Below are 25,388 nucleotides of genomic sequence, written 5' to 3' on the forward strand. Positions count from 1 at the left end.
GGAAACCCCTCCCCCTGACCGCCCAAGGACGACCATGCCCGACCGGAAAGGTGCCCGGCGCCGCCTCGGTTCCATACGTCTCTCCCTCATCCTGCTGGCGCTGGTGCCGAGCGTGACGCTCGCCGCCATGTGGGGTGTGACGACCACGCAGCTGTTCTCGGAGGGCCTGCGGCTGCGCTCGCAGACGGATCTCAGCCGGTCGACCGGCGCGATGGGCACCGAGACCACGCTCGCGCTCCAGGGGGAACGTGCCGCCTCCGCCGCCTGGCTCACCGGGGTGCCCGGCGCCCGGGCGGTACTGGACCGGAAACGCGCGGACACCGACAAGGCGGTGGCCCAGCTCGTCGGTCACTCCGACGAGATCCAGCAGGCGCCCGCGCGCGTCGCCGACAAGCTGTACTCGGTCCTCGGCTCGGTCGGCAGCCTGGAGTACTACCGCGGCCAGGTGGACCATCCCACCGACATCACCGCCGCGCAGGCCCTTGACCAGTACACGTCGATCATCGACGACCAGATCCACGCCTTCCAGCAGCTCTCCCAGGTCGACGACGGCGACCTCACCTCGCAGGCCGGTCCGCTCGTCGCCCTGGAACACGCAGCGGAGCTGACCTCGCAGGAGGACGTCGAGCTCACCCTGGCCTGGCCCTCCGGACACCTCGGCGAGAAGGACTGGGCGGAGTTCGTCCAACTCGTCAACACGCGCCGGTGGCTGGTCGAGGACCAGATCGTGCCCGCGCTGAGCGGCAGCGCGAAGACACAGACCGAGCAGATCCTCGCGAGCGAGGACTGGCAGACCCTGCTGTCCGTCGAGGACCAGGTGCTCGCCGCACGGCCGTCCGACGGCACGGGGCAGGTGGCCCTGCCGAACGCGCGCAAGCGGTGGACGGCCGCGGTGGCCGAGGTCTCCGTCCGCTACAGCGCCCTGATCCGGCAGCAGACCTCGGGACTGCTGACCAGGAGCGCGGACAAGGCCCACGAGCAACTGCTGACGGCCGCCTCGCTCAGCGCGGTCGGACTGATCGCGCTGCTGATCTGCCTGGTCATGTCGTGGCGGATCACCCGTTCGCTGTCCCGGCGCCTGCGCGGCCTGCGGGTGGCCACGCTGGGTCTCGCGCAGGAGCGGCTGCCGGACGTGGTGGCGCGGCTGGAGCGGGGCGAGAAGGTCGACGTGGACAGGGCCGCGCCGGAACTGGACTACGGTCCGGACGAACTCGGGCAGGTGGCCAAGGCGTTCAACACGGCACAGCGCACGGCCGTGGAGACCGCCGTCGAACTCGCCGACACCCGGCGGGGGTTCCAGAAGGTGATCCTCGGGATCGCCCGGCAGAGCCAGAACCTCGTCAACCTCCAGCTCAGCCGGCTGGACACGCTGGAGCGCGAGCACCAGGACCCGGACGTCCTGGCAGGCCTGTACGAACTGGACTCCACGGCAAGCCAGTTGCGGCGGTACGAGGAGAACCTGGTCATCATCAGCGGCGGACAGCCCCGACGCAGCTGGACCGAGCCGGTCGCGCTGATCGACATCCTGCGCAGCGCGGTGGGCGAGGTCGCCGAGTACCAGCGGGTCGAGGTGCACACCGACGAGGAGGTCTGCCTGGCGCCGCCCGCGGTCGCCGACGTGATCCACCTGCTGGCCGAGCTGATCGAGAACGCCACGCTGTACTCCCCCGCGCCGAGCCCGGTCGGGGTGCGGGCGGGGCTGGTCGCCAAGGGGCTGGTCGTCGAGGTCGAGGACCGGGGGCTCGGCATGTCGGAGGAGGAGTACGCCTCCTTCAACACCCATCTGGCCGAGGCGCCCAAGTTCGACGTGGTCGCCCTCGCCGACGACCTCCGCCTCGGCATGTTCGTCATCGCCCGGCTCGCCAACCGCCACGGCATCCAGGTGACGCTGCGGTCCTCGCCGTACGGGGGGACGACGGCGATCGTGCTGATCCCGCACGAGATCGTCGTACGGGACGAGGCCGGGGCGGACCCTGCGGGCGCCGCCGGTGCGACGGGCGCCGCCGGTGCCTCGTACGGCGGCCCGGGTGCGGACGACGGGCTCGCGGAGGTGCCGAGCGGCCCCGCGAGGACCGCGCGCGCGGCGGGAGCGGGCCGTACGGCGGACACGGCGGCCCGGGCCGGTACGGCGGACATGGTGACCGGGGCCGGTACGCCGGACTCCGCGGCGCTCCCGGGCTCGCCGGAGACGGCGGAGCCGGAGCACAGGGGAGTCGCGTCGGCTGCCGGGGAAAGCGGCGCGGACGGCGGAGGCGGCACGGCTGGCGAAGGCGGCAAGGCTGGCGAGGGCAGCACGGCTGGCGGAGGCGGCACGGGCCGTTCCGCGGACAAGGCCGGCCCGGACGCGGAGGGCGCGGCGCCCGCGGAGGGCGCTCAGGACGCGCAGGGCGCTCACGGTGCCGGGGCCGCTGTCACCGCCCCCCGGGCCGACGGACTCGCCCCGCTCCCCCGGCGGGTGCCGCAGACCAGTCTCGCCGTCGAGCTGCGGGAGGAGGCCCCGGTCGCCGGTGCGGAAGAGGGCGACACCGAGGACTTCACGGCGGACCACGCGGCTTCCTCGCTCGCCGGGTTCCAGCGCGGCACCCGACGCGCCCGCGACGAGGACGACACCCTCGACGGCCCGCAGGACCCCGAGGGCTCGGAGGACGCAGCCGAAGTCCCGGAGGGCTCGCAGGACCCCGTCGCCGACAGCGCCGCAGCCGACGTACCGAAGGAGGCCACCGCGTACGGGCTGGACCCGCTCGACACCCCCGGGGACGGCGAGCCCCCCGACGGCCCCCTGGACGCCCCGCAGGACCCGGCCGTCGCCGCCCGCGGTCCCCACACCGATCGCTCATGAAGGACACGCCATGACACGCCCCACCCCCGCCACGCACACCCAGCTGGACCAGCTGCTCACCGGACTCGTGGAGCGGGTCGCCGACGTGACGCAGGCCGTCGTGCTCTCCGAGGACGGGCTGGTCGTCAGCAAGTCCACCGGGTTCCTGCGCGACGACGCCGAGCGGCTGGCGGCGACCGCGTCCGGTCTGATGAGCCTCAGCAAGGGCGTCAGCATGGACTTCCGGGGCGGCCCGGTGCGCCAGGCGCTCATCGAGATGGCCAACAGCTTCCTCATCCTGACCTCGGCCGGGCCCGGCGCCCACCTCGTCGTCCTCACCGGGCCGAACGCCGACGTCGGTGTCGTGGCGTACCAGATGAACATGCTGGTGAAGAAGATCGGCGAGCACCTCAGCGCGGCACCGCGGGCCGGCATCGGCCCCACCGGCGGGTGAGGTGACCGACAGCGACGCGGCGGGCCGGCTGGTGCGGCCGTTCGCCCTGACCGGCGGACGGACGCGGCCCAGCCGTGCCGACTTCACCCTCATCACGACGGTGACCGCGGTGGACCCGCCACCGGAGCGGGCCCGGCGCCCGCAGCCCGAGCAGAGCCGCATCCTGCGCCGGTGCGCCCGCCCGGTCGCCGTGGCGGAACTGGCCGCGCTGCTCGACCTGCCGGTCAGCGTGGTCGTCATCATGCTCTGCGATCTGCTGGAGGCGGGCCTGATCACCGCGCATCCCCCGCGCCCGGTCTCGCCCCGCCGCCCGGATCTGGACCTGTTGCAGAAAGTGAGGGAAGGCCTTGGCCGGCTCTGAGACGCGCACCCGCGAGACCGCTGAGACTCCTGCCCCGCCCGACACCGTCAAGATCCTGATCGCCGGGGGCTTCGGCGTCGGCAAGACCACGATGGTCGGCTCGGTCAGCGAGATCACCCCGCTGCGCACGGAGGAACCGCTCACCGTCGCCGGCCTGGGCGTCGACGACCTCGCCGGGATCGAGCAGAAGCGGGCCACCACCGTGGCCATGGACTTCGGCCGGATCACCATCAGCGACGAACTGGTGCTCTACCTGTTCGGCACCCCGGGCCAGCAGCGGTTCTGGTTCATGTGGAACGACCTGGCGGTGGGCGCCCTGGGCGCGGTCGTCCTGATCGACGTCCGCCGCCCGGAGTCGAGCTTCGCCGCGGTGGACTTCTTCGAGCGCCGGCGCATCCCCTTCGTCGTCGCCGTGAACGGCTTCGACGGCCGGCACCCCTACCCCGCCGAGGACATCAGGGAGTCCCTCGCACTGCCGGAGCACGTCCCGGTGGTGCTGTGCGACGCACGCCGCCGCGACTCCTCCCGGGACGTCCTGATCGCCCTCATGGACCTGCTGATCGCCGCGGCGGTCGACGACTAGGGCCCGGACGGCCCGGTGGCCGGGCCGTCGGGTCCGGACGCCGGGGCGCGGCGAGTGCCGCGGCCCGGCGGGGGTGGGTCAGCCCAGGCCGTTCGTCTTCAGCCAGGCCTTCGCCACGTCCAGCGGGTCCTTGTTCTCCAGCTGGACCTGGAGGTCCATGTCGAGGAGCGCCTTGGTGTCCAGCTTGGCGGAGACCGCGTTCAGCGCTGCCACCCCGTCCTTGCTGAGACCGGACTTGTATACGAGCGGGGTGACGTTGGCGAAGCCGAAGAGGTTCTTCGGGTCCTTCAGGACGACGAACTTCTCCTTGACGATGGTCGGGTCGGTCGTGAAGATGTCCGCGGCCTGCACGGTGTTCTTCTTCAGCGCCGCCTGCGTCAGCGGACCGCCCGCGTCGAGCGCCTTGAAGGACTTGAACTTCAGGCCGTACTCCGACTCGAGGCCGAGCAGACCCTGCTGCCGGGTCTGGAACTCGGGCGAGCCGCCGATGACGAGTTCCCCGGCGATGCTCTTGAGGTCGGCGAGCGTGGACTCGTCGGTCAGGTTGTACTTCTTCGCGGTCGCCGCGTTGATCGAGACCGAGTCCTTGTCCTCCGCCGGCGCCGAGTCGAGGAACGTCAGCTTGGGGTCGAGCTTGGCCTTGACCGCGGTGTTCACGGCCTCGGCCGACTCCTGCGCCGCGTCCTTGTCCAGGTAGGCCAGCAGCGAGCCGTTGTACTCGGGCAGGACGGTGATCGAGCCGTTCTTGAGCAGGCCGTACGTGGTCTCGCGGCTGCCGATGTTGGGCTTGTAGCTGACCTTGACGCCCTTGGCCTTCAGGGCCTCGCCGTAGATGTCGGCGAGCAGGATGCTCTCGGCGAAGTTGTTGGAGCCGACGACGACGGTGTCGCCGCTGCCGGCACCCGCGCTGTCCTCGTTGAGGGGGTCGGAGCTCTTGTCGGAGGAACCGCATCCCGCCAGCAGGACCGTTGCGGCGGCCAGCGCGACGGCGGCCAGGCCGGGGTTCTTCCTGAGGGACCTGCGGTGTACGGCGGTAACAGTCACGATTCCCGTTCCGGACTCTGGGGGCTCAAGGGGATTCAGGGAGCTTGCGGTGAAGCTCTCGGCCTCGGGGGAAGCCTTTGGACTGATCCAATCCAGCCTGTTCTCGCCCAGTCAAGACCGGCCTGGTCACAATTGACCTCCATCACCGTTCGGTTGTGAAGGAAAGGCGAAACCGGCGCGCGGGGCGCCGAGAGGTTGTAACGGATTCTTGACTCGGGGTGGCGGCAAGCGCTGTCCGAAGAGGCTGTAGTCTCGCCGAAGTTGGCGCCGGTCACACAGGCGTGCAGGAGCCACTCAGGTATCCCTATGCACTGTCCCGTTGCGATCAGAATCGGTCACGCGCTCTCCTCGCGCGTCGGCCGGGACATCCACGAAGGAGGGCTGGTGTCCACGAACGAGGTGGACGCGTCCACCCGGTCGGCACCGCCGCCGAGCCGGGGCAGGACACGCGACGACCGGGGCCTGCGGGACTTCGCCGAGCGCTGGCCGTTCCGGCGCAAGCTCAACATCCTGGTGGGCGTGCCGCTCGCGGTGGTCGCCGCGCTGCTGGCCTATCTCTTCGCCGACCAGGTCGGCCAGTCCCAGGACGCGGCGAAGGCCGCCCAGTTGGTGCGGGACAGCGCCCAGGTGGCCAAGCTGGTGGGGCAGTTGGAGGCCGAGCACCAGCAGGCCGTCCTGCTCTCGGTGCGCCACCAGTCCAACCGGCCCGGCGACACCCCCTCGCAGACCGCCTACCGCGAGGCCCAGATCCGCGTGGACAACCAGGTCGAGCAGGTCCGCAGGACCTTCGGCGGCCGGCTGCCGGACGAGGAGGCCCAGGCGCTGCGCGAGGTCAACGGCCTGGAGGACCTGCGCGACACCATCGAGAAGGGGTACCTGCCCGCCGACAACATCGACCCGGCCTACAGCGACGCGGCCAAGGGTCTGATCGACGGACTCGGACTGGACCGGAACCCGGCGCTCGCGGCCACCTTCACCGGCAACCTCCTCGACTCGCTGCTGCGCGCCGACGCCGCGCACGGCTCCTTCGAGACCGGTGTCTTCTCCGCGACCACCGGCGACTCCAACGCCCTGATCGAGCTGATCGGCGCCATCGGCTCCTACGACGAGTACACCCACCAGGTCGAGCGGTTCGGCCGGTTCGCCACCCCGGCGCAGACCGAGGCGCTCGGCGACATCGAGCACAACAGCGCCCAGGCGACGATCGCCCAGCAGTACGCGGAGCTCCAGATCGACCCCGGGGCGCTCCAGGCGGAGAGCCCGGCCGAGATCAAGGCCGCCTTCCAGACCGCGCTCGACTCCTACCCGGACTACCGCGCCCAGGCCCGGACCCGGCTGAAGACCACCACCTCGCTGATCGACCAGATCGCCGACCGCGCCGACACCGCCTCCCGGGACGCCCGCAGCAACGCGTTCTGGCTGCTCGGCTCGGCCCTGCTCGGCTTCGTGCTGTGGCTGGCCTTCTCGGTCGCCGTGCGGCGCTCGGTGGTGCGGCCGGTGCAGGCGCTGACCGGTGCCGCCCGGCAGGTCGCCGAGGTGGCGGGCCGTGAGCTGGCGCGGGTCGCCGACGACGACACCGAGGACACCGGGACACCGCGGCTCCAGGAGATGCCGGTCACCGCGAAGGACGAGATCGGTGACCTCGCCGACGTGTTCAACCAGGTGCAGACGACCGCGGTCGCGCTGCTCGAACGCCAGGTCCTCAGCCGCCGCAACGTCGCCGAGATGTTCGGCAACGTGGGCCGGCGGGTCAGCAACCTCACCACCCGGCAGCTGGCGCTGATCGACGCGGTCGAGCGCGGTGAGACCGACCCGGCGCTGCTGGAACGCCTCTACAGCATCGACCACATCGCCGTGCGGCTGCGCCGCAACGCCGACAGCCTGATGCTGCTCGCGGGCATCCGCGAGACCGTCCTGGACTCGGGTCCGCTCGCCCTGACCAACGTCGTCCGGGTCGCGCTCGGCCAGATCGAGGGCTTCCAGCGGGTCTCCCTCCAGGCGGGCACGGAGGTCATGGTCGAGCCGGACATCATCGGCGACCTCACGCTGATGGTGGCCGAACTCGTGGAGAACGCGGTGTCGTTCTCCCCCGCGGGCAGCCCGGTCGAGGTGATCGTCAAGGACAGCCACGAGGGTGCGCTGGTGGTGATCTCCGACCACGGTCTCGGTATGAGCGCCGAGCGCCTGGCGGAGGAGAACGCCCGGCTCATCCGCCGTGAACGCCTCGACCTGGTCCCGACGAAGGTCCTCGGCCTCTTCGTCGTCGGCACGCTGGCGCGCCGCTGGGAGGTCGGCGTCACCCTGTCCCGCACCCCCGGCGGGGGCGTGACGGCCGAGGTGACGATCCCGTCCTCCCTCCTGCTGACGATGAGCCCGCTGGCGGTGGCCGCCGGCGGTACCGCGGCGACCGCGGACACCGGTGCGCTGCCGGACACGGCGGCCGGCTCCCGTCCGCCAGCCGCGACGGACGTGCACACCGGTGCGCTGTCCGGCACGGTCGCGGATTCCCGTCGGGCAGCCGCCACGGACGCCGTCGCGGTGCCGAACTCCCTTGCCGTGCACAGAGGTTCAGGTGCGGATGGCGCTGCACCGGCGCCGGGCAGTGCTCTCACCCCGGGCACCGCCCGCACGTCGACCGGTGCTTCCGCCCCGACCGGCCGGGGCCCGGCGAACGCTCCCGTCGACGGCGAGCCCGGGCCTCTTCCCCGCAGGGTCCCGCAGCGTGACACGGACCCCTCAACCCCGTACGTCCCCAAGGCCCGCGCCGGAGAGCAGGCGGTGCCCGCCGGGACCTCCGGCACCGCGGACGACCCCGCCGGCGCCCGTCCGCTGCGTCGCCGCGTCCGCGGGGCCACCCTGCGGACCACCCTCGGCGCCGACGTCGTACCGAAGACGGCCGCTCCCCGGCCCGCCGACGCGAAGGCGGTACGCGACGAGCTCGACGAGTTCGAGGCGGCCGTGGAGCGCGCTCACCGGGACACCGGCAGCCACACCAGACCGGTACCGAGCCACACCGTGGAAACCCACCCGACCGCATCCAACCCCCCGCACGAACAGAACCACTCCACGGAAGGAGCGGAGCAGTGAGCACGTCCACAGGTGGCACCCCGACCGGAGGCACCCCTACGGCAGGCAGCACGCCGGCCGAGCTTCAGGCCGCCGCGGCCGACTTCACCTGGCTGCTGAACCGTTTCGCGACGGAGACGGCGGGTGTCGTCGACGCCATCGCGGTGTCCTCGGACGGCCTCCTCATAGCCGTCTCGGAGCTGCGTGAGCCCGCGGACTCCGAACGCCTCGCCGCGATCGTCTCCGGCATCACGAGCCTGGCCGCCGGCGCCTCCGGCAACTACGGTCTCGGCGGCCTCAACAAGGTCATCATCGACCTGGAGGGCGGCCATGTCCTGGTCTCCGCGATCGGCAGCGGCGCCGTGCTCGGCGTCGTCACCGACAAGGAGGCCAAGCTCGGCAACATCGCCTACGAGATGACGCTGTTCGCCAACCGTGCCGGTGCCGCGCTCAGCCCCCAGCTCGTACTGGAGCTGAAGAACAGCGTCGGCGCGACGTCGAAGCGCTGACCGAGGAGGAAGCGCAGTCATGGCGGACGGCAGCACGCCTCCGGACCCGGAGCCGGGCGGTCCCGTGCCCGCCGTACGGCCGTTCCTCGTCACCGCCGGCCGGGTGGCACCCGATCCGTCCGGCCGGACGATGCCCGTGGAGACCCAGGTGGTGGCCACCGCCGAGGGTCTCGCCGTGCTCGACCGGCTGTCCTTCGAACAGCACGACATCGTGGCCGCGTGCCGGATCCCGCAGTCCATCGCGGAGATCGCGGCCCGGCTGCGGCTGCATCTGAACGTGGTGCGGATCCTCGCCGAGGACCTGCGCACGGCAGGGCAGCTCACGGTGCACGTGCCCGATTCCGACGTCACCCACGACGCGTCCGTCCTGCGCAGGCTGATCGACGGCCTGCGCGCCATCCCCGACTCCCGAGGGGTTCTCCGTGACACCGACTGAACCGGCCTTCCGGCCCTCGGCCGCGGCCTCCGCCGCCGTACGACCGCCGCTGCCGGTCAAGATGGTGATCGCGGGCGGCTTCGGGGTGGGCAAGACCACCGCGGTCGGCTCCATCTCCGAGATCGAGCCGCTGACCACCGAGGCCGCCATCACCGAGGTCGCCGCGGGCGTGGACGACCTCAGCCACACCCCGCGCAAGACCACGACCACGGTCGCGATGGACTTCGGCTGCATCACCGTCGACCCGACCCTGAAGCTGTACCTGTTCGGCACGCCCGGTCAGGAGCGCTTCGGGTTCATGTGGGACGACATCGTCGAGGGCGCGGTGGGCGGACTGGTCATCGTCGACACCCGGCGCCTGGACGACTGCTACGCCGCGGTCGACTACTTCGAGCACAAGCAGATCCCGTTCGCGGTCGCCGTCAACGCCTTCGACGGCAAGGTCGAGCACACCCTGGACGAGGTCCGCTGGGCCCTCGACGTCAACGACCGCGTCCCGGTGCTGGTCTTCGACGCGAGGGAGCGGGGGTCGGTGCGGGACGCCCTGCTGGTCGTACTGGAACAGGCACTGGCGCGTACCGAAGCGCCCTGAGGGGCGCGAGGAACTGCGCGACCGGCCACGACGGCGCCGCGGCCGCCACACGACAGACCGCGGCACCCCCTCAGGCGGCTCTGCGCACGCCCCGCGACACGGTCAGCCGGGTGATCCCCCAGAACACCGCCAGCGTGACCAGCGCCAGCGCGGCGACCAGTGTCGCTCCGCCCACGACCTTCTCGTAGTTGCGCTGGTAGAGGCCGTCCACGATGTACCGTCCGAGCCCGCCCAGGGAGACATAGGCGGCGATCGTGGCCGTGGACACGATCTGGATGGCCGCGGAGCGCAGCCCGCCGAGGATCAGCGGGAGGGCGACCGGGAGTTCGACCCGGAAGAGCACCTCCACCTCGTGCATGCCCATGCCCCGTGCCGCGTCCACCGGCGCGGGGTCCACCGACCGCATCGCCTCGTAGGTGGTGACGAGGATCGGCGGCACGGCGAGCACCACCAGTGGGATCATCACGTTGATCAGCCCGAACCCGAGCATCAGCGTCATCAGCACCAGCAGACCGAAGGTGGGCAGGGCCCGCCCGGCGACGGCGATGAAGGCCAGCGCGTTGCCGCCCCGCCCGTAGTGCCCGGTGACGAGCCCCACCGGCAGCCCGATCAGAGCGGCGATGGCGAGCGCCTGGAGGGTGTACTGGACGTGCTCCCCGAGCCGGGTGGGAATGCCGTCGTAGCCCTGCCAGTGGGCGCCGTCGCTGAAGAACGCGTTGACGAAGTTGAGGACGTTCACCGGGCGGCGACCTCCGGTTCGGGCCGCTGCGCGCGGCGCGCCCGCGCGCCGCTCGGCATCCACGGCGTCAGGAGCAGGCGTACGACGACCAGCAGCCCGTCGGCGAGGATCGCGAGGACCGCCATGGTGAGCACAGCGTTCACGGCGAGCTCGGGCCGGTTGTAGATGTTGGCGTCGTTGACGAGGTTGCCGAGCGCGCCCTGGTTGCCAATGAGGGCGCCGACGCTGACCAGCGAGATGCTCGACACGGTCGCCACCCGCAGCCCCGCGATGATGGCGGGCACCGCGATGGGCAGCTGGACCTGGAGGTAGCGGCGGACGGGCCCGAAGCCCATGGCGGTCGCGGCGGCGAGGGTCTCCTGGGGCACCGAGCGGACGCCGTCGACGATCGCCGGGACCAGGATGACGAGGGTGTAGACGGTGAGCGGGATCATCACCGTGAGTTCGGTCTGGCCGGTGTAGTCGATGAGGACGACGAAGAAGGCCAGTGAGGGGATGGCGTACAGCACGGTCGTCACCCACAGCACCGGCGGGTACAGCCACCGGAAGCGCACGCACAGCTGGGACAGCGGCAGGGCGATCACCAGCCCGGCGAGGACCGGCAGCAGGGCCTCCCTGAGGTGCAGGCCGATCAGCCCGAGCCAGCTGTGCTGGAGGTCGCTGGGGATGTCGAAGAAGCCGTTCACCGCACGGCCTCGGAGTCGGTACGGCCCTCCGCGTGCGCCCCGCGGATCGCCTCGCCGATGGCCTGCTGGGAGACGACTCCGGCGACCCGTCCCTCGGCGTCGACGCCGACCGCCCAGCCGGTGGGCGAGAGCACCGCGCAGTCCAGCGCGGCCCGCAGCGAGTCCGTACCGGCGACGAACGGCCGCCCGTACGGCAGCAGTCGGGCGGTGTCGACGCTCCCGGCGGTCAGGTCCCGCGGCTCGCTCCAGCCGAGGGGCCGGCCGTCCACGTCGGTGACGAGGAGGTAGGGGGCCTCGTCCGTGGCGCGGGCGGCGATCTGCTCGGCGCCGGCGTCGACCGCGACGACCGGGCCGGTGAGCAGCCGCAGTCCCGAGGAGCCGAAGAAGGAGAGCCGGCGGATGCCCCGGTCGGCGCCGAGGAAGTCCTCGACGAACGCGTCGGCCGGGTTCGACAGGAGTTCGGCGGGCGGGGCGTACTGGGCGAGCTTGCCGCCGGTGCGCAGCACGGCGACCATGGTGCCGATCTTGACGGCCTCGTCGATGTCATGGGTGACGAAGACGATGGTCTTGCCCAACTCGTCCTGGATGCGCAGGAGTTCGTCCTGGAGGCCCTTGCGCACGATGGGGTCGACGGCCGAGAACGGCTCGTCCATCAGGAGAACCGGCGGGTCGGCGGCGAGGGCGCGGGCCACCCCGACGCGCTGCTGCTGGCCGCCGGACAGCTGGTAGGGGTACCGCTTGGCGAGCGAGCCGTCCAGCCCGACCCGCTCCATCAACTCCCTGGCCCGGTCACGTGCCTTGTCCTTGCCCCAGCCCAGCATCCGGGGCACGGTGGCGATGTTGTCGACGATCGTGCGGTGCTGGAAGAGGCCGGCGTTCTGGATGACGTACCCCATGGACCGGCGCAGGGTGTTGACCGGCTGCTGACGGCTGTCCTTGCCGTCGATCAGGATGGTGCCCTCGCTGGGCTCGACCATCCGGTTGATCATCCGCAGGGTCGTCGTCTTGCCGCAGCCCGAGGGCCCCACGAGGACGGTGATCGAGCGGTCGGGTATCTCCAACGAGAGCCGGTCGACCGCCACCGTGCCGTCCGGGTACCGCTTGGTGACTGAATCTATCCGTATCAAGGCGCCGAATACCCTTCGGGTCTGGCCGGGATTGACCACTTCCGGCCAGTCGAACGGCCGTCCGGCAGAGTCTAGACGGCCAGTGTTTCAGCACCGTGCGGCGACCCGCCAAGCCGCCTTCGTCTCGGCCGTCGGGAAGCCCGGGGTCCGCAGCACGCGACGTTCCGCGTCCACCGCGAACACCTCGCAACCGGGCAGGGCGGCGGCCCAGTCGACGCCCTCGGGGCCCAGCGCGAAGGCCGCCGTGGCGACCGAGTCGGCCTCCGTCAGCGTCGCCGCCACGACCGTCAGGCTGAGCAGCCCGGTCGCCGGGCGGCCGGTGCGGGCGTCGTAGATGTGGTCGCCGCGTTCGTAGCGCGCGGAGGTCGCGACCGCCCCGTCGGTGAGCGAGAGGACCAGGCACAGCTGGTCGGCGTGCTCGGGATGCCGTACGCCCACCCGCCAGGGGCCGCCGGCGGTGACCACGTCACCGCCGGCGTTGAGGACGAAACGGGAGGCGCCGGCCTGCTTCAGCAGCTCCGCCGCCCGCTGCACCGACCAGCCCTTGACCACCGCGCAGGGGTCGAGACGGCGACCGGGGGGCCGTACGTCGAAGGCTCCCCCGGTCGCGCGACGGTAGTGCTCGCACAGGTCGAGGATCTCGCGCAGATCGGCGCTCAGTGCGTCCTCGGACAGCTCGGCGCGGTCGTACCGCGACACCTCGCTGTCCTCCTTGAACGGGCTGAACCGTGCGTCGACCTCGCGCAGCCACGCGAAGACCGCGTCCGCGGCCGAGTCGGGGACGTGCTCGTCGTCGACCCGGAGCGAGACGGGGAAGCCCATGACGTGTTCGACGCGGTGCAGCATGGTCGGTTTCTCAGCCCTTCGCGTCGATCGCCGCCTGGAGGGACTCCTTGTAGCCCTCACTGGTGATGGTCGCACCGGACACGGTGTCGATGTCCGCGCTCTGCGCCTGGAGGGTCTCCGCGACCAGCTTCGGCACCGCGGCCTCGGTCTGCGGGTGGTCCGGCTGCTGGAGCATCTTGACGGCGGTGATCTTCGTGCCGTCGAAGGTCACCTGGAGCTGGACCGGGCCCTTCTCGGTGGTGATCGTCGAGCTCGTGACGACGTTGCCGCCGGAGGAGCCCGCAGACCCCGAGGACGTGGAGGACGGCGCCGGTGCGGTGGCCTGGACGGTGGAGGAGCCGGCCGAGGGCTGGTACAGCCACACGGGCACCAGGCCCGCGATGCTCAGGACGACGACGGGTATGGCTCGTTTCACGGTCTCTATCCTCATCCCGCCAGGCTGAAGCGCTCGAAGTGGGTCTGCGCCCTGGGCACGTTCAGCTCCCGCAGGCTGCCCAGCACGGCGTTCATCATCGGGGGCGGTCCGCACAGGAAGACGTCCCGCTCGGCGATGTCCGGCACGAGCCGGGCCAGTTCGCCCGCCGCCAGCTTGTCGGGCACCGGCGGCCCGGTGACCAGGTGGAGTTCGGCACCCTTGGCGAGCGCGAGGTCGCGCAGCTCGTCGTAGAGGACGGCGTCCCGGTCGGAGCCGACCCGGTAGATCACCACGGCGTGGCCCTGGATCTCCTCCAGGAGGGCCCGGATCGGCGTGACGCCGACGCCGCCGGCGATGAGCACGGACTCGGGCCGGGTGCGGTGCAGGGCGGTGAACGCGCCGTAGGGGCCCTCGGCGAAGACGCGGGTGCCGACCTTGACGTGCCTGAGGGCCGCGCTGCCCTTGCCGGCCGCCTTGGCGGTCAGCCGCAGCGTCCTGCCGTCGGGGGCGGCGGACAGGGAGAAGGGGTTGGCCTGCCACCAGCGGTCGGCGGTCAGGAACCGCCACAGGAAGAACTGGCCCGCCCGGGCGGGCAGTTGGTCGAGGTCCTTGCCGCTGATGTAGATCGAGACGACGTTGTCGCTCTCCGGGACGACGGCGGTGACCCGGAACTGATGGCGCCAGTTGCGCCACAGCGGGAGCACCGCGCGGCCGAGGACCACCGAGCCGAGCGCGACGCCCCAGACGCCGTACCAGTACCCGGTGGCGACCGAGGAGGAGGTGAAGGTGGTGCCGACGGCGACCTGGTGGGTGAAGGCCAGCACCACAGCGACGTAGGTGTACAGGTGGATGAAGTGCCAGGTCTCGTAGGCGAGGCGGCGCCGCGCGAAGCGGGCGGAGACGGCGCCGATCACGAGGATCAGGAGGAACGCGACGACCGCGCGGAGCACGCCCTCGGTGGTCTCGGCCAGGTCGACGATCTCGCCGATCGGGCCGACATCGGTGCCCTCGGCGTAGCCGAAGCTGATGAGGACGACGTGCGCGAGGAGCGTCCACAGCAGCGCGAAGCCGGTGCAGCGGTGCCAGGACGTCAGCCGGTCCATGCCGATGCGGCGGTCGAGCCAGGGCAGCCGGGCCACCAGGACCAGCTGGAAGGCCATGACGAGCGCGGCGTACAGGCCGGTCAGGCGGCCGAGCACGATGAGCGCGTTGGAGGCGAAGCCGGCCTGGGCGAAGAAGAACGCGACCACGGCCGCGTTGGCGGCCAGCACGGCGTAGAGACCGGTGCGGGCCACCACCCTGGGGCGTTGTATCGCCGTGGGGGGCGAGGGGGGCGATTGGACGGTCGTCACGGACTAGCTCCTTGATCGGGGCCTGGGTGTCGAGCTTCTCCGGGGGGAGCTGTCGTTTTGCTGTCGTACAACTTTCAAGAGCTTATCGATGTGGCCCGGGAGCCCACCCCGTGCCCGCTTTCCGGCGGTGTTGCAGCACTATGAGCGGGTGGAAAAAGTACGACTCCTCGTCGTGGACGACGACCCGCCGATCGCCGATCTCGTCGCGACGGTCGCCCGCTACGAGGGCTGGGAGGCGGTCACCGCGAACTCCGGCGAGGAGGCGCTCGCCCGCGCCGCCCAGTTCCGTCCGGACATCGTGGTGCTCGACCTGATGCTCCCGGACATCGACGGCTTCGGTGTCCTGGACCGGCTGCGGCGCTCGGGCACGATGGTGCCGGTGGTGTTCCTCACCGCGCGGGACGCGGTCGCCGACCGGGTGGCCGGGCTGACCCGGGGCGGCGACGACTACCTGGTCAAGCCGTTCGCCGTGGAGGAGCTGATGGCCCGGCTGCGGACCGTGCTGCGGCGCAGCGCCGGACCCGGCTTCCAGCGCTCGGTGCTCCGGGTCGCGGACCTCACGATGGACGAGGACACCCGCGAGGTGCGCCGCGGCGACAAGCTGGTCACGCTCACCCCGACCGAGTACGAGGTGCTGCGGTACCTGATGCGCAAGTCGCCGACCGTGCTCACCAAGGCGCAGATCCTCGACCACGTGTGGGAGTACGGCTTCGGCGGCCGCTCGAACGTCGTCGAGCTGGTCGTCAGCCGGCTGCGCCGCAAGCTGGACGAGCCCGACGACGGCAGGGCACCGCTGATCCACACCGTGCGGGGCTTCGGGTACGTCATCCGGCAGGCGGCGGAATGATCCGGCGGCTGCGCTCCGCCTACCGCCGGATGCGTCTGGGGACCCGGCTCGCGCTGGGCCTCGGGGTGCTGGCCCTGCTGGTGTTCGGCGTGGTCGGCACGGCCCTGACGACCTATATGCGGGACTACCTGTCGAACCAGCTCGACGACCAGCTGGGACTGGCCCAGGTCGCCCAGTCCAGGAGCATCGCGGAGAACGGCACACTCGCGGGCAAGAAGTACTGGGGCTGGTACTACGCGGTGTACGACGTGTCGCACGGCTCCCCCGTGCTCCGCAGGCCCGAGGAGCCGAGCGACCTGCCCGAGGACGTCACCGGCCTCACCGCCGTGGCCAAGGCGCAGATCTCCGCGCACACCGAGGTGCTGCGCACCGAGGACATCGCGGGCGCGGGCGAGTACCGGCTGCGCAGCTGCGAGGTCACACCCGGCGTGATCCTGGTCAGCGGGGCTCCGACGGGCGAGATCGACGACACGGTACGGCGGCTGATCACCGTGCAGGTGATCGCGTTCGGGCTCGCCCTGCTGGCGCTCGTGGTGGTCGGCCGCAAGGTGCTGCGGCGCGGCCTGAAGCCGCTGAGCGACATGGCGCACACCGCGCACGGCATCGCCTCGCACGACCTGTCCGAGACGGCGGCCCGGCTGCCGTTGCGCGCCGACAAGCGGGGCGGCGGGCCGGAGGTCGAGGAACTGCGCACCGCCTTCAACACCATGCTGGAGCACATCGACGACTCGCTCGCGGTCCGCGCGGAGGCCGAGCAGCGGCTGCGCCGGTTCGTCGCGGACGCCTCGCACGAGCTGCGCACGCCCCTGATGTCCGTCCGGGGCTACGCGGACCTCTTCCAGTACGCCGCCGCGAACGCGCCCGAGGAGCGCGACCGGCACCTGGCCCGGCTGCGCGCCGAGGCGGCCCGCATGGGCTTCCTCCTGGACGATCTGCTGCTGCTCGCCCGCCTCGACGCGGCGGAGGTGGAGACCCCGCTGAGGCCGGCCGAGGTGGACCTGGTGGAACTGGCCGAGCACGCGGCCGACGCGTTCCGGGCCAGTCACCCGGACCATCCGCTGACGGTGGTGCCGGGACCGCAGGCCCTGAAGCTGCGGCTCGATCCGCAGCGGGTCCGCCAGGTCCTCGACAACCTCCTCACCAACGCGGCCGTGCACACCCCGCCGGGCACCGGGGTGTCGGTCGGGGTGCAGGTGCGGGACGGCAGCGCGCGGGTGCGGATCGCGGACGCGGGCCCCGGTGTCCCGGCCGCCGACCAGGAGCGGGTCTTCGACCGCTTCTACCGGGTCGACAAGGCCCGCAGCCGGGACCGGGGCGGCAGCGGCCTCGGCCTCGCGGTGGCGAGCTCCCTGGTCCGGGCGCACGGCGGCACGATCGCCCTGGAGAGCGAGCCGGGCTCGACCGTGTTCACGGTGTCGTTCCCGCTGACGGTCGGCTGAGGCCCGGCGAACGCGTCAGCGACGCCTCGCCGGTCGGCCGGCGAGGCGTCGGACCGGTGACCGGATCAGCAGGTGGCCACTCCGGGCAGCCAGTCCGGACCCTTGATGTAGATGACGGTCATCCACGAGCCGTCGGTGAGCTTGGCCCAGGCGTCGTTGGTGTAGCCCTCGGCCGTGACGGTCTGGGCGTGCGCCTGGCAGACCACGTTGACGGTGGTCGGCTGCGCGAAGTAGTCGACGACACCGGCGTTGACGTTGGGCTCGCTGTGGGTGCGCACCCCGGTGCCCCAGGTCTGGAACGCCTTGCTGCCACCGGACGGCGGCGGGGTGCTGCTGCCGCCGCAGTCCGGGATGCCGGGCAGCCACGCCGGGCCCTTGATGTAGATGTTGGTGACCCAGGAGCCGTCGGCGAGTTTGGCCCAGGCGTCGTTGGTGTAGCCCTCGGCGGTGACGGTCTCGGCGTGCTGCTGGCACTGCACGGACACCTGCGTCGGCCCGGGGAAGGTGTCGACCACGTCGGAGCCCACGCTCGGCGAGCGGTGCGTGCGCACGCCGGTGCCCCAGGTCTCGAAGACCGTGCCACCGTTCGCGGGCGGCGGGATCGGGGTGCCGGAGCCGTTGATCCGGACCGCGCCCGCGTAGTCGCCGCCGGTGCGCACCGAGGTGACCCGGATGTGGGTGCCGGACTCGTAGGCCTCGACCATCTGGCCGTTGCCCAGGTACATGGCCACGTGGTGGATGTGCCCGCTGCCCCAGAACATCAGGTCGCCCGGCAGCAGCGGGGCGGTGCCCTGCCCGGCGGAGAACCGGGCGGCTGCCTGCGAGGTGTGGAACTGGTCGTCGGCGGTGCCGTTGAGCAGGTCCTTGCCGGTGGCCCGGTAGTAGGCGTAGCGCATCAGGCCCGAGCAGTCGAAGCCCTTGCGTTCGCCGTCGTGGAGGCTGTCCGGGTCTGAGCCGTCGTAGTAGCCGTAGCTGGCGCCGGGGGTGGCCGCGTGACCGCCGCCCCAGCTGTACCAGACACCGATCTGCGAACAGGCCGCGTCGACGGCGGCCTGCGCGGTGGCCGAGGCACCGGGTGCGAGGACGCCGCAGCTCGCGTCCGCGGTGGCCTGGGCAGCGTGGGCCGGGGCGGAGAAGAAGGCGGTGAGGGCCAGGGCCGAGGCGCCCAGGATCGCGCCGCTGGTCCGGCGGCGCGTGCTGATGGTCTTCAAGGAACTCTTCCTTCGTCGAGGGACGTCGAGGTGACGTCGAGGTGCTCGAAATGCTCGAAGTGGCGCCGACGGGATGCCGGTCAGGACGCCGGTGACGCCCGTGGTCAGACCCGGGAGGCGCACCCCACCCCCGTGGGGGTGTGCCTCCCGGGTCAGTTGTGGAGCGCGGCGCGCATCTTGGCGAGGCCCCGCAGCCGGTTCCGCTGGACCGTGCCGCGGTGGGCGCCGAGCCGCTCCCCGGCCGTGTCGTGGGTGAGCCCCTCCAGATCGACGAGGATGACCGCGGCGGCCTCCTTCTCGGAGAGCATGCCGAGCAGCGCGAGGGCCGTGGCGGAGGCCTCGTAGGAGGCGAGCCCGCCGTCCCAGCCGGCTTCCGGCAGTTCGTCGGTGGTGCGCTCGCGCCGGGAGGGGTGCTGCCAGGAGTCGCGCAGCAGGTTGAGGGCGACGGCGCAGGTGTAGGCGTACGGGTGCTGCTGTCGTGTCAGGCTCTGGGCGCGGGCCCGCCGGGAGAGCCGCAGATAGGTCTCCTGGAGCAGGTCGTCGGCGTCGTGCGGGTTCCCCGTCAGCGCGAGCAGCCGTCTGCGCAGCCGCGGCATGTCGGCCGTGAAGGAGGCGTCGAAGTCCTTCGGGCTCATCCCGTGGTCGGCCTCACGCGGTGGTGGCGGACAGCTGGTGTGACTGTGGTCCACTCGTTCCCCCTAGCGGTGATTCTTCTTGCGGGGATCACGTAGGTCCGGTGATCCCGTGCGGTGTCCTTCGTGTGCTGTCGCGCTCCGGTGGTCAGGCCGGAGGGCGGGGCGGGTCGGCGGGGCCGTAGCGGGCGGTCGGCACCCGGCGCAGCAGCGCCCAGTACCGGTCGCCGTACGACCAGTGCCACCACTCGGTGGGGTAGTTGACGAATCCGGTCGCGCCGAGCACGCGGCCGAGCAGGGCCCGGTTCGCACGTGCCTCGGCGCTGATGCCGGGTGCGTGGGTGCGGCAGGTGCCGCCGCTCTCCTCCGGGGTGGCGTTGACCTCGGTGCCGAGCGGCAGTTCCCGGCCCGTGCGGTCGCACAGGGTCAGGTCCACCGCGCCGCCGCTGACGTGCGGGGCGACCTCCGGCGGTGAGATGTACGCGCTCGCCAGCTCACGGATCCGCTCGGGACCCGCGTCCGGGAGGTCCTCGCGCAGGGTGGCCGCGTACTGCTCGAAGTAGCGGCGCTGGAGGTCCGGCGGCCGGTACCCCTCGACCACCAGCAGCCGGATCCCTGCGGGCAGCAGCCGCTGCGCCCGCACGAGCCGCTTCAGCGCGCCGGCCCGCAGATGCGCGTAGCTGCCGTCGTCGTCGGCCTGCCGGTCGTCGAGCAGCAACTGCCCGCCGACCCGCAGATCGACGAGCGGCTCACCGCATTCGTCCGGCCGGACGGCGGCGACCCGGGGATCGGCGAGCGTGATGATGTCGGTCACGGGAACAGAGTCCCGGGGCGCTCTGCAATTGCTCTGCAGAACGCCTGCAAGCAGCGAAGCGGGGTCTTGCAGCGCCCCGTCAGGGGCGCGGGACTGTATCGATGTGCGACTCCGCCGCGTGGGCGCGACCAGCCACGACTGCGCCGCAGCCGACCTGGTTGCTCCGGTCAGCGAGGCATGTGCTGCCCGAGCTCCCGTGCCCTCTCGCGCAGTCCCGCACCCCAGGAACGCCGTTCGGCCAGAGCGGGCATCCCTGTGGCTGCGGAAATCTGTGCATCTTCGCGTGCGCCATCCGCGGCGGCCCCGGACTGAGCCCAGTCCACCCGGATCCCGGCGCGCTCCGCGAGAACCAGCACGGTGGCGGTGAACCCCTCGGAGAGCGCAAGCAGTACGGCGTGGCTTGTTCCTCGGTGCTGCGCCAGTAGGGCGTTGACGAAGATCTCGAAGATGGCCGGGTTGATCTGGCACTCGTCGTTCTCCATCGGCCCGATGCCGGATGAGAGCTCCAGTTCCGCCTCGAAGACCGACACTTGGCGTTGGAACAGACGGGAAGCGCCGTTGGAGGGGTTCCACAGAGTCTCGTCGCCTCTATCGAAGTACTGGCTCAACACGGCACCTTTCGGCTGGTCATGAAAGGTGAGCGTATCCAGCCGGATCACCGTTGCGGTCGCTGCCGCGTGCCGGACCCCGCTTGCGGAGCCATCGGCGCGGGTGGTCGTAGTCGTATCCCTTGTCGGCGTGGAGCTTGCCGCGACCTGATCGGCGGGATGACCCGCACGAGCGGTTCCGGACCGAGGCTGTCGTGCACGTTCGCGCCCGAGGTGCCGAGGGAGAGCGGCAGTCCGTTCCGGTCGGTGAGCAAGTGGATTATCGACCGAAGCTTGCTGCCGGGGGAAATTCATCTCAACTCCCCCCAAGATGCGGGGACTGCATGGCAGTGCGACGGTAGAAGTAGAAGAACAGCGCTACCTGACATCCTCGCTATGCGGGAGAGGTGCTGACATGGCAACGACACCTCGCGCTGGCTCTGACATCGGCATGTGCGCCAAGATGCGCCACGAAGCCGAGCTGAGCGCAAAGGAACTCAAAGACAAGAGAAAAAAGCTCTCCGATCTCCAGATCAAGCTCACTCAGGAGACTGATCCGATAAAGACTCAACAACTGAAGGAGGAGATCGAACGATTGAAGAATGAAATAGAGCTCGACGATGCCCAACTGGGGGTTCTGCAGGAAGAAATCCTCTTCCATTGCAGTGGCCACTAGCAGTCCACCAGCGGTTCACCATCTGGCCCGGTCAGAAGCATCGCCCACAGCGCAGGAGGAGATGGCCGGCTGGGACGGCAAAGCCTGGCACACGGCCCGAACCGCGTAATGCGACTCCCGCACCAACTGAGACGACCTCGTGCAACGGCTGACGCGATGAGCCGAGTTGTCGGTGGGTGATCAGGGAGCAGGCGAGCTTGAGGAGCGCTTCGTGGATGTCAGCCCGTCGTTCCCAGCGGATACGCAGTCTTCGGAAGCCGTGCAGCCAGGCGATGCTGCGCTCGATCACCAACCGGCAGGTATCCAGTCCGGTGCCATGTCGTGTGCCGCGCCGGGCGATCGCGGGCAGAGCGCGTAGGTCGCTGACCTGGCCGCGGTGGGTGACATCGTTGTGGTTGCCGCCGGTCAACAGGACCGCAAGCGGTGTGCCATGCCCGTCGGTGATCACGTGGTACTCCGAGCCGGCGCGCCCGCGGTCGACCGGCGAAGGGCCCGTGTGCTGCCTTCTTCAAGGCCGGACGTGGGAGGAGTCGACCAAGCAGCGGGACAAGTCCGGTCGCGATGCGTGACGTCCCCACCACGGGGCGAGCGCTCAACCCCTGCCCTGGACACGGCAAGCAGCAGCGATCCACCTCATTGTGCCGGCCGTTGTCAGGCGCCAGCGCCTCGCTCCTCCGCCTCCCTGGCCCCCAACTCTCCAAAAACCCGCATCGCCTCAGCCCGCGCATCCGACGCCGCCCCCACCTCCCCCGAGGCCTCGAACACCTCCGCCAGATCCCACATCGTCCGCGCCCGCCACAACGGCAGCCGCAACTTCTCCCACCCCGACAGCGCCCGCTCCAACGGCTCCCGTGCGCCCCCGGCGTCATTCGCCGCCAGATGCCACTCCCCCAGCGTCCGCAGCACCAGCGCCTCCCCGAACCGGTCCTGCCGGTCGCGGGCCACCTCCAGGCACCGGTCGAGCCGTTCCCGCGCCTCCTCGAGCCGCCCCTGCCGCAGCTCCACCTTGGCCAGCGACTGTTCCGTGTACATCAGGCCCAAGGTGTCCTGGAGTTCCTCGAACCCCCGCAGCGCGTCCCGCAGCAGCCCCTCCGCCGCCGTCCACGCGTCCTCCGCCCGATGGCACAGCGCCAGCGACCGCACGGTCAGCGCCGCACCGAACCGGTCGCCCTCCGCCCGGTACAGCTCCAGGGCGCGCGACAGGGCCTCGCGGGCCTCGGGACCCCGCCCCTGCTCGCGGTGGACACAGCCGAGGCCGTACAGCACCTGGGCCCGGGCGCCGCGGTCGCCGTCCGGCCCGTACCGCTCCAGCGCGTCGTCGAGCAGCTCCAACGCCTCGCGGAAGCAGGCCTGTTCGCGCCGGGCCGTGGCCATGCCGACCAGGGCCTGGGCCGACCCCTGCGGCGCGTCCCCCAGGGCCTCGAACAGCCGCAGGGCGTCCCGGAAGTAGCCGTACGACTCCTCGAACTCGTCCTGTTCGTAGCGGAGTTGGCCCAGACCGATGTGCAGCCACGCCTCGCCCTCGCGGTCGCCGCTGCGGCGCACCGCCGCCATCGCCGCGGTGTGCGAGCGGGACCAGGCGTCGAACTGGTTGTAGAGGGCGACGGAGCTGGCGATCAGCGCCCCGGCGAGGTCGCGGGCGGCGCGGTCCATGCCGTGGTCGGCGCAGTGGTCCACCGCGGCGAGCAGACCGGCCTGTTCGGCGGCGAACCAGGCGGCGGGCCGCGCGAGCAGGTCCTCCTCGGCGCGCGGGTCCAGCGGGTCGACGGGCCGTACGGCGGCCGGTTCGGGGAAGTAGCGCGCCGCGCCGCCGGGTCCGCGGGCCGCGGCCTTCTCGGCCAGTCCGAGCCAGCACTCCACGAGGCGCAGCACGGCCGCCGAGCGTTCCTCGGCGCTCTCCTCCGACAGACAGCGCTCGCGGGCGTGTTCGCGGGCCAGGTCGTGGATGCGGTAGCGGCTGCGCCCGGTGCCGTCGACGCCGATCACGTCGATGAAGTGGCAGTCCACCAGCCGCTCGACGGCCTCCTCGGCCTCCTCGGTGCCGATGTCCAGCAGGGGTGCGGCGATCCAGGCGGCGAAGTCGGGCAGGTCGAGGAGGGCCAGCCGGCGCAGGGCGCGCCGCTGCTGCGGGTCGAGGTCGGCGTAGCCCAGTTCGAGGCTGGTGCGCAACTCCAGGTCCCCGGCGCGCAGTTCGTTGAGCCTGAGCCGTTCGTCGCGCAGCCGGGCGGCGAGGCGGCCGGGCACCCAGTGCGGCCGGGCGGCGAGCCGGGCCCCGGCGATACGGACGGCGAGCGGCAGGCGCCCGCACAGGGAGACGATCTCGGCGGCCTGGTCGGGTTCGGCGTCGGTGCGGTCCCCTCCGGCGACGCGTCGGAGGAGTTCGAGGGCTTCGTCCTGTTCCGGCACGGTCAGGTCGAGGTGGGCGGCGCCTTCCAGGGCCACCAGTCGGCGCCTGCTGGTGACGAGTACCGCGGAGCCGGGTCCCGGCGGCAGCAGGGGACGTACGTGTGCCTCCCTGGCAGCGTTGTCAAGGATCAGCAGGATGCGGCGGTGTCCGGTGACGGTGCGGTACAGGCCGGTGAGTTCCTCGACCGAGCTGGGCAGGGTCTCCGGTTCGGCGCCCATGGCGCGCAGCAGCCGGGCGAGGGCGTCGGCGGGCTCCAGGGGCGCGGTGTCGGCGGCCCTCAGGTCCACGAACAGGCGGCCGTCCGGGAAGAGTTCGGCGGTGCGGTGGCCGACGTGGACGGCGAGGGCGGTCTTGCCGGTGCCCGAGCGTCCGGAGATCACCCCGATGGGCGGGGCGGTGCGGCCCGGGTCGTCGACTCCGCCGAGCAGCGAGACGGCCCAGTCGATCTGGTCCGCCCGGCCGACGAAGTCGGCGATGTCCGGGGGGAGATGGGAGGGCGCGGGCCGGGTCGGCGTGCCCGCTCCGGTGCCGTCCGCCGCGGTACGGCTCGTGGTCCGCTGCCGGGGCATCCGGTTGGGCCCGGTCTCCGTGACCGGTGGGTGGGAGCCGGGTCCGGACCGCGAGGCGATGTGCGGCCGGGCGTCGGTGCCGAACAGCGTTCGGTCGTGCGGGCGCTGCGCGGCACCGGCGGGTGAGGGCTCGTGGGGTGGGTGTCCGGGGCGCTGCGGCGAGGACGGGCGGGAGCCGGGCCCTGACCGCGCGGGCTCGTGCGGCCGGGCGCCGGCGCCGAGCAGGGCGGGGTCGTTGGTCAGGACGGCCTTGTGCAGGGCGCGCAGTTCGGGCCCTGCGTCGATGCCCAGCTCCTCCCGCAGGACCTCGCGGCCCTCCTGGTAGGTGCGCAGCGCGTCGGAGACCCGGCCGGTGCGGAACAGCGCGGTCATCAGCTGGCCGCGCGGCCGCTCCCGCAGGGGATGGGCGGCGACGTGGGCGAGCAGGGGCGCGATGGTGCGGTCGGCGCGGCCGAGCTCCAGGTGCAGGCCGAAGGACTCCTCCTGGGCGACGAGCCGCAGTTCCGCCAGCCGGGCCGCCTCGATCCGGGCGAACGACTGTGCGAGCCCCTCCAGGGCCTCCTGGCCGCGCCAGAGTCCGAGCGCCTCGGACAGCAGGTCGGCGGCCTCCTCCAGGTGACCCCGGGCAACCTCGGACCGGCCGGAGGCGAGGAGTTCCTCGAAGCGGCGGGCGTCGACCTGGGCGGGGTCGAGGTCGGCGACGTAGCCCGGCGGCCGGGTCCGGATCACCTCGGCGGCGTCGACCCGGGCGAGGGCGCGGCGGACCGCGGAGACATGGGTGGCGACGAGGGCGCTGGCCGTCGCGGGGGCCTGCTCGTCCCAGACGGAGTCGACGAGCCGGTCCGTGGAGAGGACCTCGCCGAGGTGGACGACGAGCGCGGACAGCACGGCTAGAGGTCTGACCCCGCCGAGCGGGGCCCGCCGACCGCCCTGCCACACCTCCACCGGACCCAGCAGTCGTACCTGGAGCATGATCCCCCGATCGCCGCACCCACCCCATGGATACGCGTTCGACGATATCGACGGGCACGGACATCACACGGCGCGCGCAGGAGCTTCCTGGCCGGATCCGGACGGTTCCCGACCCCGTCCCGGCCCCCGGAGAGGGCCTGCGCGAAGGAACAGGCCTTGTACGCGCCGCCTTCCCCTCGGAACGCCGGTTGGCCGGATTTCGACGA

Annotated in this window: 23 protein-coding genes and 2 pseudogenes; 11 read left to right on the top strand and 14 right to left on the bottom strand. The window is 71.8% G+C overall.

Annotated features, from left to right (window positions below):
- The first annotated feature begins 34 nt into the window (after positions 1 to 34).
- Genes IF54_RS0101800 through IF54_RS0101815 form a run of 4 tightly spaced genes read left to right on the top strand, consistent with a single transcriptional unit; the run spans position 35 to position 4,216 of the window.
- The gene (locus IF54_RS0101800; RefSeq protein ID WP_030313678.1) at positions 35 to 2,839 is read left to right on the top strand and encodes a nitrate- and nitrite sensing domain-containing protein; all 2,805 of its coding nucleotides are present in this window, start codon (positions 35 to 37) and stop codon (positions 2,837 to 2,839) included.
- A 10-nt stretch (positions 2,840 to 2,849) separates the two neighbouring features.
- Positions 2,850 to 3,272 (top strand): roadblock/LC7 domain-containing protein, encoded by a 423-nt coding sequence (locus IF54_RS0101805; RefSeq protein WP_030313681.1) that lies wholly within the window; start codon positions 2,850 to 2,852, stop codon positions 3,270 to 3,272.
- A gap of 1 nt (position 3,273) precedes the next feature.
- Positions 3,274 to 3,633 (top strand): DUF742 domain-containing protein, encoded by a 360-nt coding sequence (locus tag IF54_RS0101810; protein ID WP_030313683.1) that lies wholly within the window; start codon positions 3,274 to 3,276, stop codon positions 3,631 to 3,633.
- The gene (locus tag IF54_RS0101815; RefSeq protein WP_030313685.1) at positions 3,620 to 4,216 is read left to right on the top strand and encodes a GTP-binding protein; all 597 of its coding nucleotides are present in this window, start codon (positions 3,620 to 3,622) and stop codon (positions 4,214 to 4,216) included. Before IF54_RS0101810 ends, IF54_RS0101815 begins: the two co-directional genes overlap by 14 nt.
- Positions 4,217 to 4,294: 78 nt before the next feature.
- Here IF54_RS0101815 and IF54_RS0101820 read toward each other — a convergent pair whose 3' ends face one another.
- Positions 4,295 to 5,260 (bottom strand): ABC transporter substrate-binding protein, encoded by a 966-nt coding sequence (locus IF54_RS0101820; RefSeq protein WP_030313688.1) that lies wholly within the window; start codon positions 5,258 to 5,260, stop codon positions 4,295 to 4,297.
- 384 nt (positions 5,261 to 5,644) lie between these two features.
- Between IF54_RS0101820 and IF54_RS0101825 the strand changes: the two genes are divergently transcribed.
- From IF54_RS0101825 to IF54_RS0101840, 4 genes are read left to right on the top strand one after another with little or no spacing between them, the layout of a single operon-like run.
- Positions 5,645 to 8,347 (top strand): sensor histidine kinase, encoded by a 2,703-nt coding sequence (locus tag IF54_RS0101825; RefSeq protein ID WP_030313690.1) that lies wholly within the window; start codon positions 5,645 to 5,647, stop codon positions 8,345 to 8,347.
- On the top strand, positions 8,344 to 8,835 hold the full coding sequence (locus tag IF54_RS0101830; protein WP_030313693.1) for a roadblock/LC7 domain-containing protein: 492 nt from the start codon (positions 8,344 to 8,346) through the stop codon (positions 8,833 to 8,835). Before IF54_RS0101825 ends, IF54_RS0101830 begins: the two co-directional genes overlap by 4 nt.
- A 19-nt stretch (positions 8,836 to 8,854) precedes the next feature.
- A complete protein-coding gene (locus IF54_RS0101835; RefSeq protein WP_020133718.1) occupies positions 8,855 to 9,271 on the top strand; it encodes a DUF742 domain-containing protein in 417 nt (138 codons plus the stop codon).
- A complete protein-coding gene (locus IF54_RS0101840) occupies positions 9,258 to 9,863 on the top strand; it encodes a GTP-binding protein (protein WP_030313697.1) in 606 nt (201 codons plus the stop codon). Before IF54_RS0101835 ends, IF54_RS0101840 begins: the two co-directional genes overlap by 14 nt.
- A gap of 70 nt (positions 9,864 to 9,933) precedes the next feature.
- Here the strand turns inward: IF54_RS0101840 and IF54_RS0101845 are convergent, their stop codons facing one another.
- The 6 genes from IF54_RS0101845 to IF54_RS0101870 all read right to left on the bottom strand — a co-directional run bounded on the left by IF54_RS0101845 (position 9,934) and on the right by IF54_RS0101870 (position 15,028).
- Complete coding sequence (locus tag IF54_RS0101845) at positions 9,934 to 10,602, bottom strand: ABC transporter permease (protein ID WP_030313701.1); 669 nt, start codon at positions 10,600 to 10,602, stop codon at positions 9,934 to 9,936.
- The gene (locus IF54_RS0101850; RefSeq protein WP_030313703.1) at positions 10,599 to 11,288 is read right to left on the bottom strand and encodes an ABC transporter permease; all 690 of its coding nucleotides are present in this window, start codon (positions 11,286 to 11,288) and stop codon (positions 10,599 to 10,601) included. The genes IF54_RS0101845 and IF54_RS0101850 overlap by 4 nt, the downstream gene beginning before the upstream one ends.
- Positions 11,285 to 12,415 (bottom strand): ABC transporter ATP-binding protein, encoded by a 1,131-nt coding sequence (locus IF54_RS0101855; protein ID WP_030313705.1) that lies wholly within the window; start codon positions 12,413 to 12,415, stop codon positions 11,285 to 11,287. Before IF54_RS0101855 ends, IF54_RS0101850 begins: the two co-directional genes overlap by 4 nt.
- Positions 12,416 to 12,502: 87 nt before the next feature.
- Entirely contained in the window at positions 12,503 to 13,261 is a 759-nt protein-coding gene (locus IF54_RS0101860; protein ID WP_037819057.1) for an FAD:protein FMN transferase, read from the bottom strand.
- A gap of 10 nt (positions 13,262 to 13,271) precedes the next feature.
- Entirely contained in the window at positions 13,272 to 13,676 is a 405-nt protein-coding gene (locus IF54_RS0101865; protein ID WP_030313708.1) for an FMN-binding protein, read from the bottom strand.
- Between the two features lie 11 nt (positions 13,677 to 13,687).
- The gene (locus IF54_RS0101870) at positions 13,688 to 15,028 is read right to left on the bottom strand and encodes a ferric reductase-like transmembrane domain-containing protein (protein ID WP_078851838.1); all 1,341 of its coding nucleotides are present in this window, start codon (positions 15,026 to 15,028) and stop codon (positions 13,688 to 13,690) included.
- A 172-nt stretch (positions 15,029 to 15,200) separates the two neighbouring features.
- Here IF54_RS0101870 and IF54_RS0101875 point away from each other — a divergent pair, with 172 nt between their 5' ends.
- Complete coding sequence (locus IF54_RS0101875; RefSeq protein ID WP_037819059.1) at positions 15,201 to 15,875, top strand: response regulator transcription factor; 675 nt, start codon at positions 15,201 to 15,203, stop codon at positions 15,873 to 15,875.
- Positions 15,872 to 17,314 (top strand): sensor histidine kinase, encoded by a 1,443-nt coding sequence (locus tag IF54_RS0101880; RefSeq protein ID WP_030313714.1) that lies wholly within the window; start codon positions 15,872 to 15,874, stop codon positions 17,312 to 17,314. The genes IF54_RS0101875 and IF54_RS0101880 overlap by 4 nt, the downstream gene beginning before the upstream one ends.
- Before the next feature lie 65 nt (positions 17,315 to 17,379).
- Here the strand turns inward: IF54_RS0101880 and IF54_RS0101885 are convergent, their stop codons facing one another.
- The 5 genes and pseudogenes from IF54_RS0101885 to IF54_RS42900 form a co-directional block, all read right to left on the bottom strand.
- Positions 17,380 to 18,525, bottom strand: coding sequence for a C40 family peptidase (locus IF54_RS0101885; RefSeq protein ID WP_030313716.1), 1,146 nt, complete (start codon positions 18,523 to 18,525; stop codon positions 17,380 to 17,382).
- A 152-nt stretch (positions 18,526 to 18,677) separates the two neighbouring features.
- Positions 18,678 to 19,160, bottom strand: coding sequence for an RNA polymerase sigma factor (locus IF54_RS0101890; protein ID WP_234438893.1), 483 nt, complete (start codon positions 19,158 to 19,160; stop codon positions 18,678 to 18,680).
- 145 nt (positions 19,161 to 19,305) lie between these two features.
- Entirely contained in the window at positions 19,306 to 19,971 is a 666-nt protein-coding gene (locus IF54_RS0101895; protein WP_030313720.1) for a M15 family metallopeptidase, read from the bottom strand.
- A gap of 167 nt (positions 19,972 to 20,138) precedes the next feature.
- On the bottom strand, positions 20,139 to 20,630 hold the full coding sequence (locus tag IF54_RS0101900; protein ID WP_234438894.1) for a DUF6086 family protein: 492 nt from the start codon (positions 20,628 to 20,630) through the stop codon (positions 20,139 to 20,141).
- A pseudogene (locus IF54_RS42900) lies at positions 20,629 to 20,854 on the bottom strand (IS5/IS1182 family transposase); the annotation flags it as partial. The gene IF54_RS0101900 and the pseudogene IF54_RS42900, both read right to left, overlap by 2 nt.
- A 119-nt stretch (positions 20,855 to 20,973) precedes the next feature.
- Here IF54_RS42900 and IF54_RS42625 point away from each other — a divergent pair.
- Positions 20,974 to 21,234, top strand: a complete 261-nt coding sequence (locus IF54_RS42625) for a hypothetical protein (protein ID WP_159002054.1) — start codon at positions 20,974 to 20,976, stop codon at positions 21,232 to 21,234.
- A 31-nt stretch (positions 21,235 to 21,265) separates the two neighbouring features.
- Here the strand turns inward: IF54_RS42625 and IF54_RS40855 are convergent.
- Together IF54_RS40855 and IF54_RS0101910 are read right to left on the bottom strand one after the other, a co-directional pair.
- Positions 21,266 to 21,799 (bottom strand): annotated as a pseudogene (locus IF54_RS40855) (hypothetical protein); the annotation flags it as partial.
- Positions 21,800 to 21,885: 86 nt separating this feature from the next.
- A complete protein-coding gene (locus tag IF54_RS0101910) occupies positions 21,886 to 25,182 on the bottom strand; it encodes an AfsR/SARP family transcriptional regulator (RefSeq protein WP_030313725.1) in 3,297 nt (1,098 codons plus the stop codon).
- Between the last annotated feature and the right edge of the window lie 206 nt (positions 25,183 to 25,388).

Origin of the sequence: Streptomyces sp. NRRL B-3229 (assembly GCF_000719505.1) — a bacterium.
Taxonomy (GTDB): domain Bacteria; phylum Actinomycetota; class Actinomycetes; order Streptomycetales; family Streptomycetaceae; genus Streptomyces; species Streptomyces griseorubiginosus.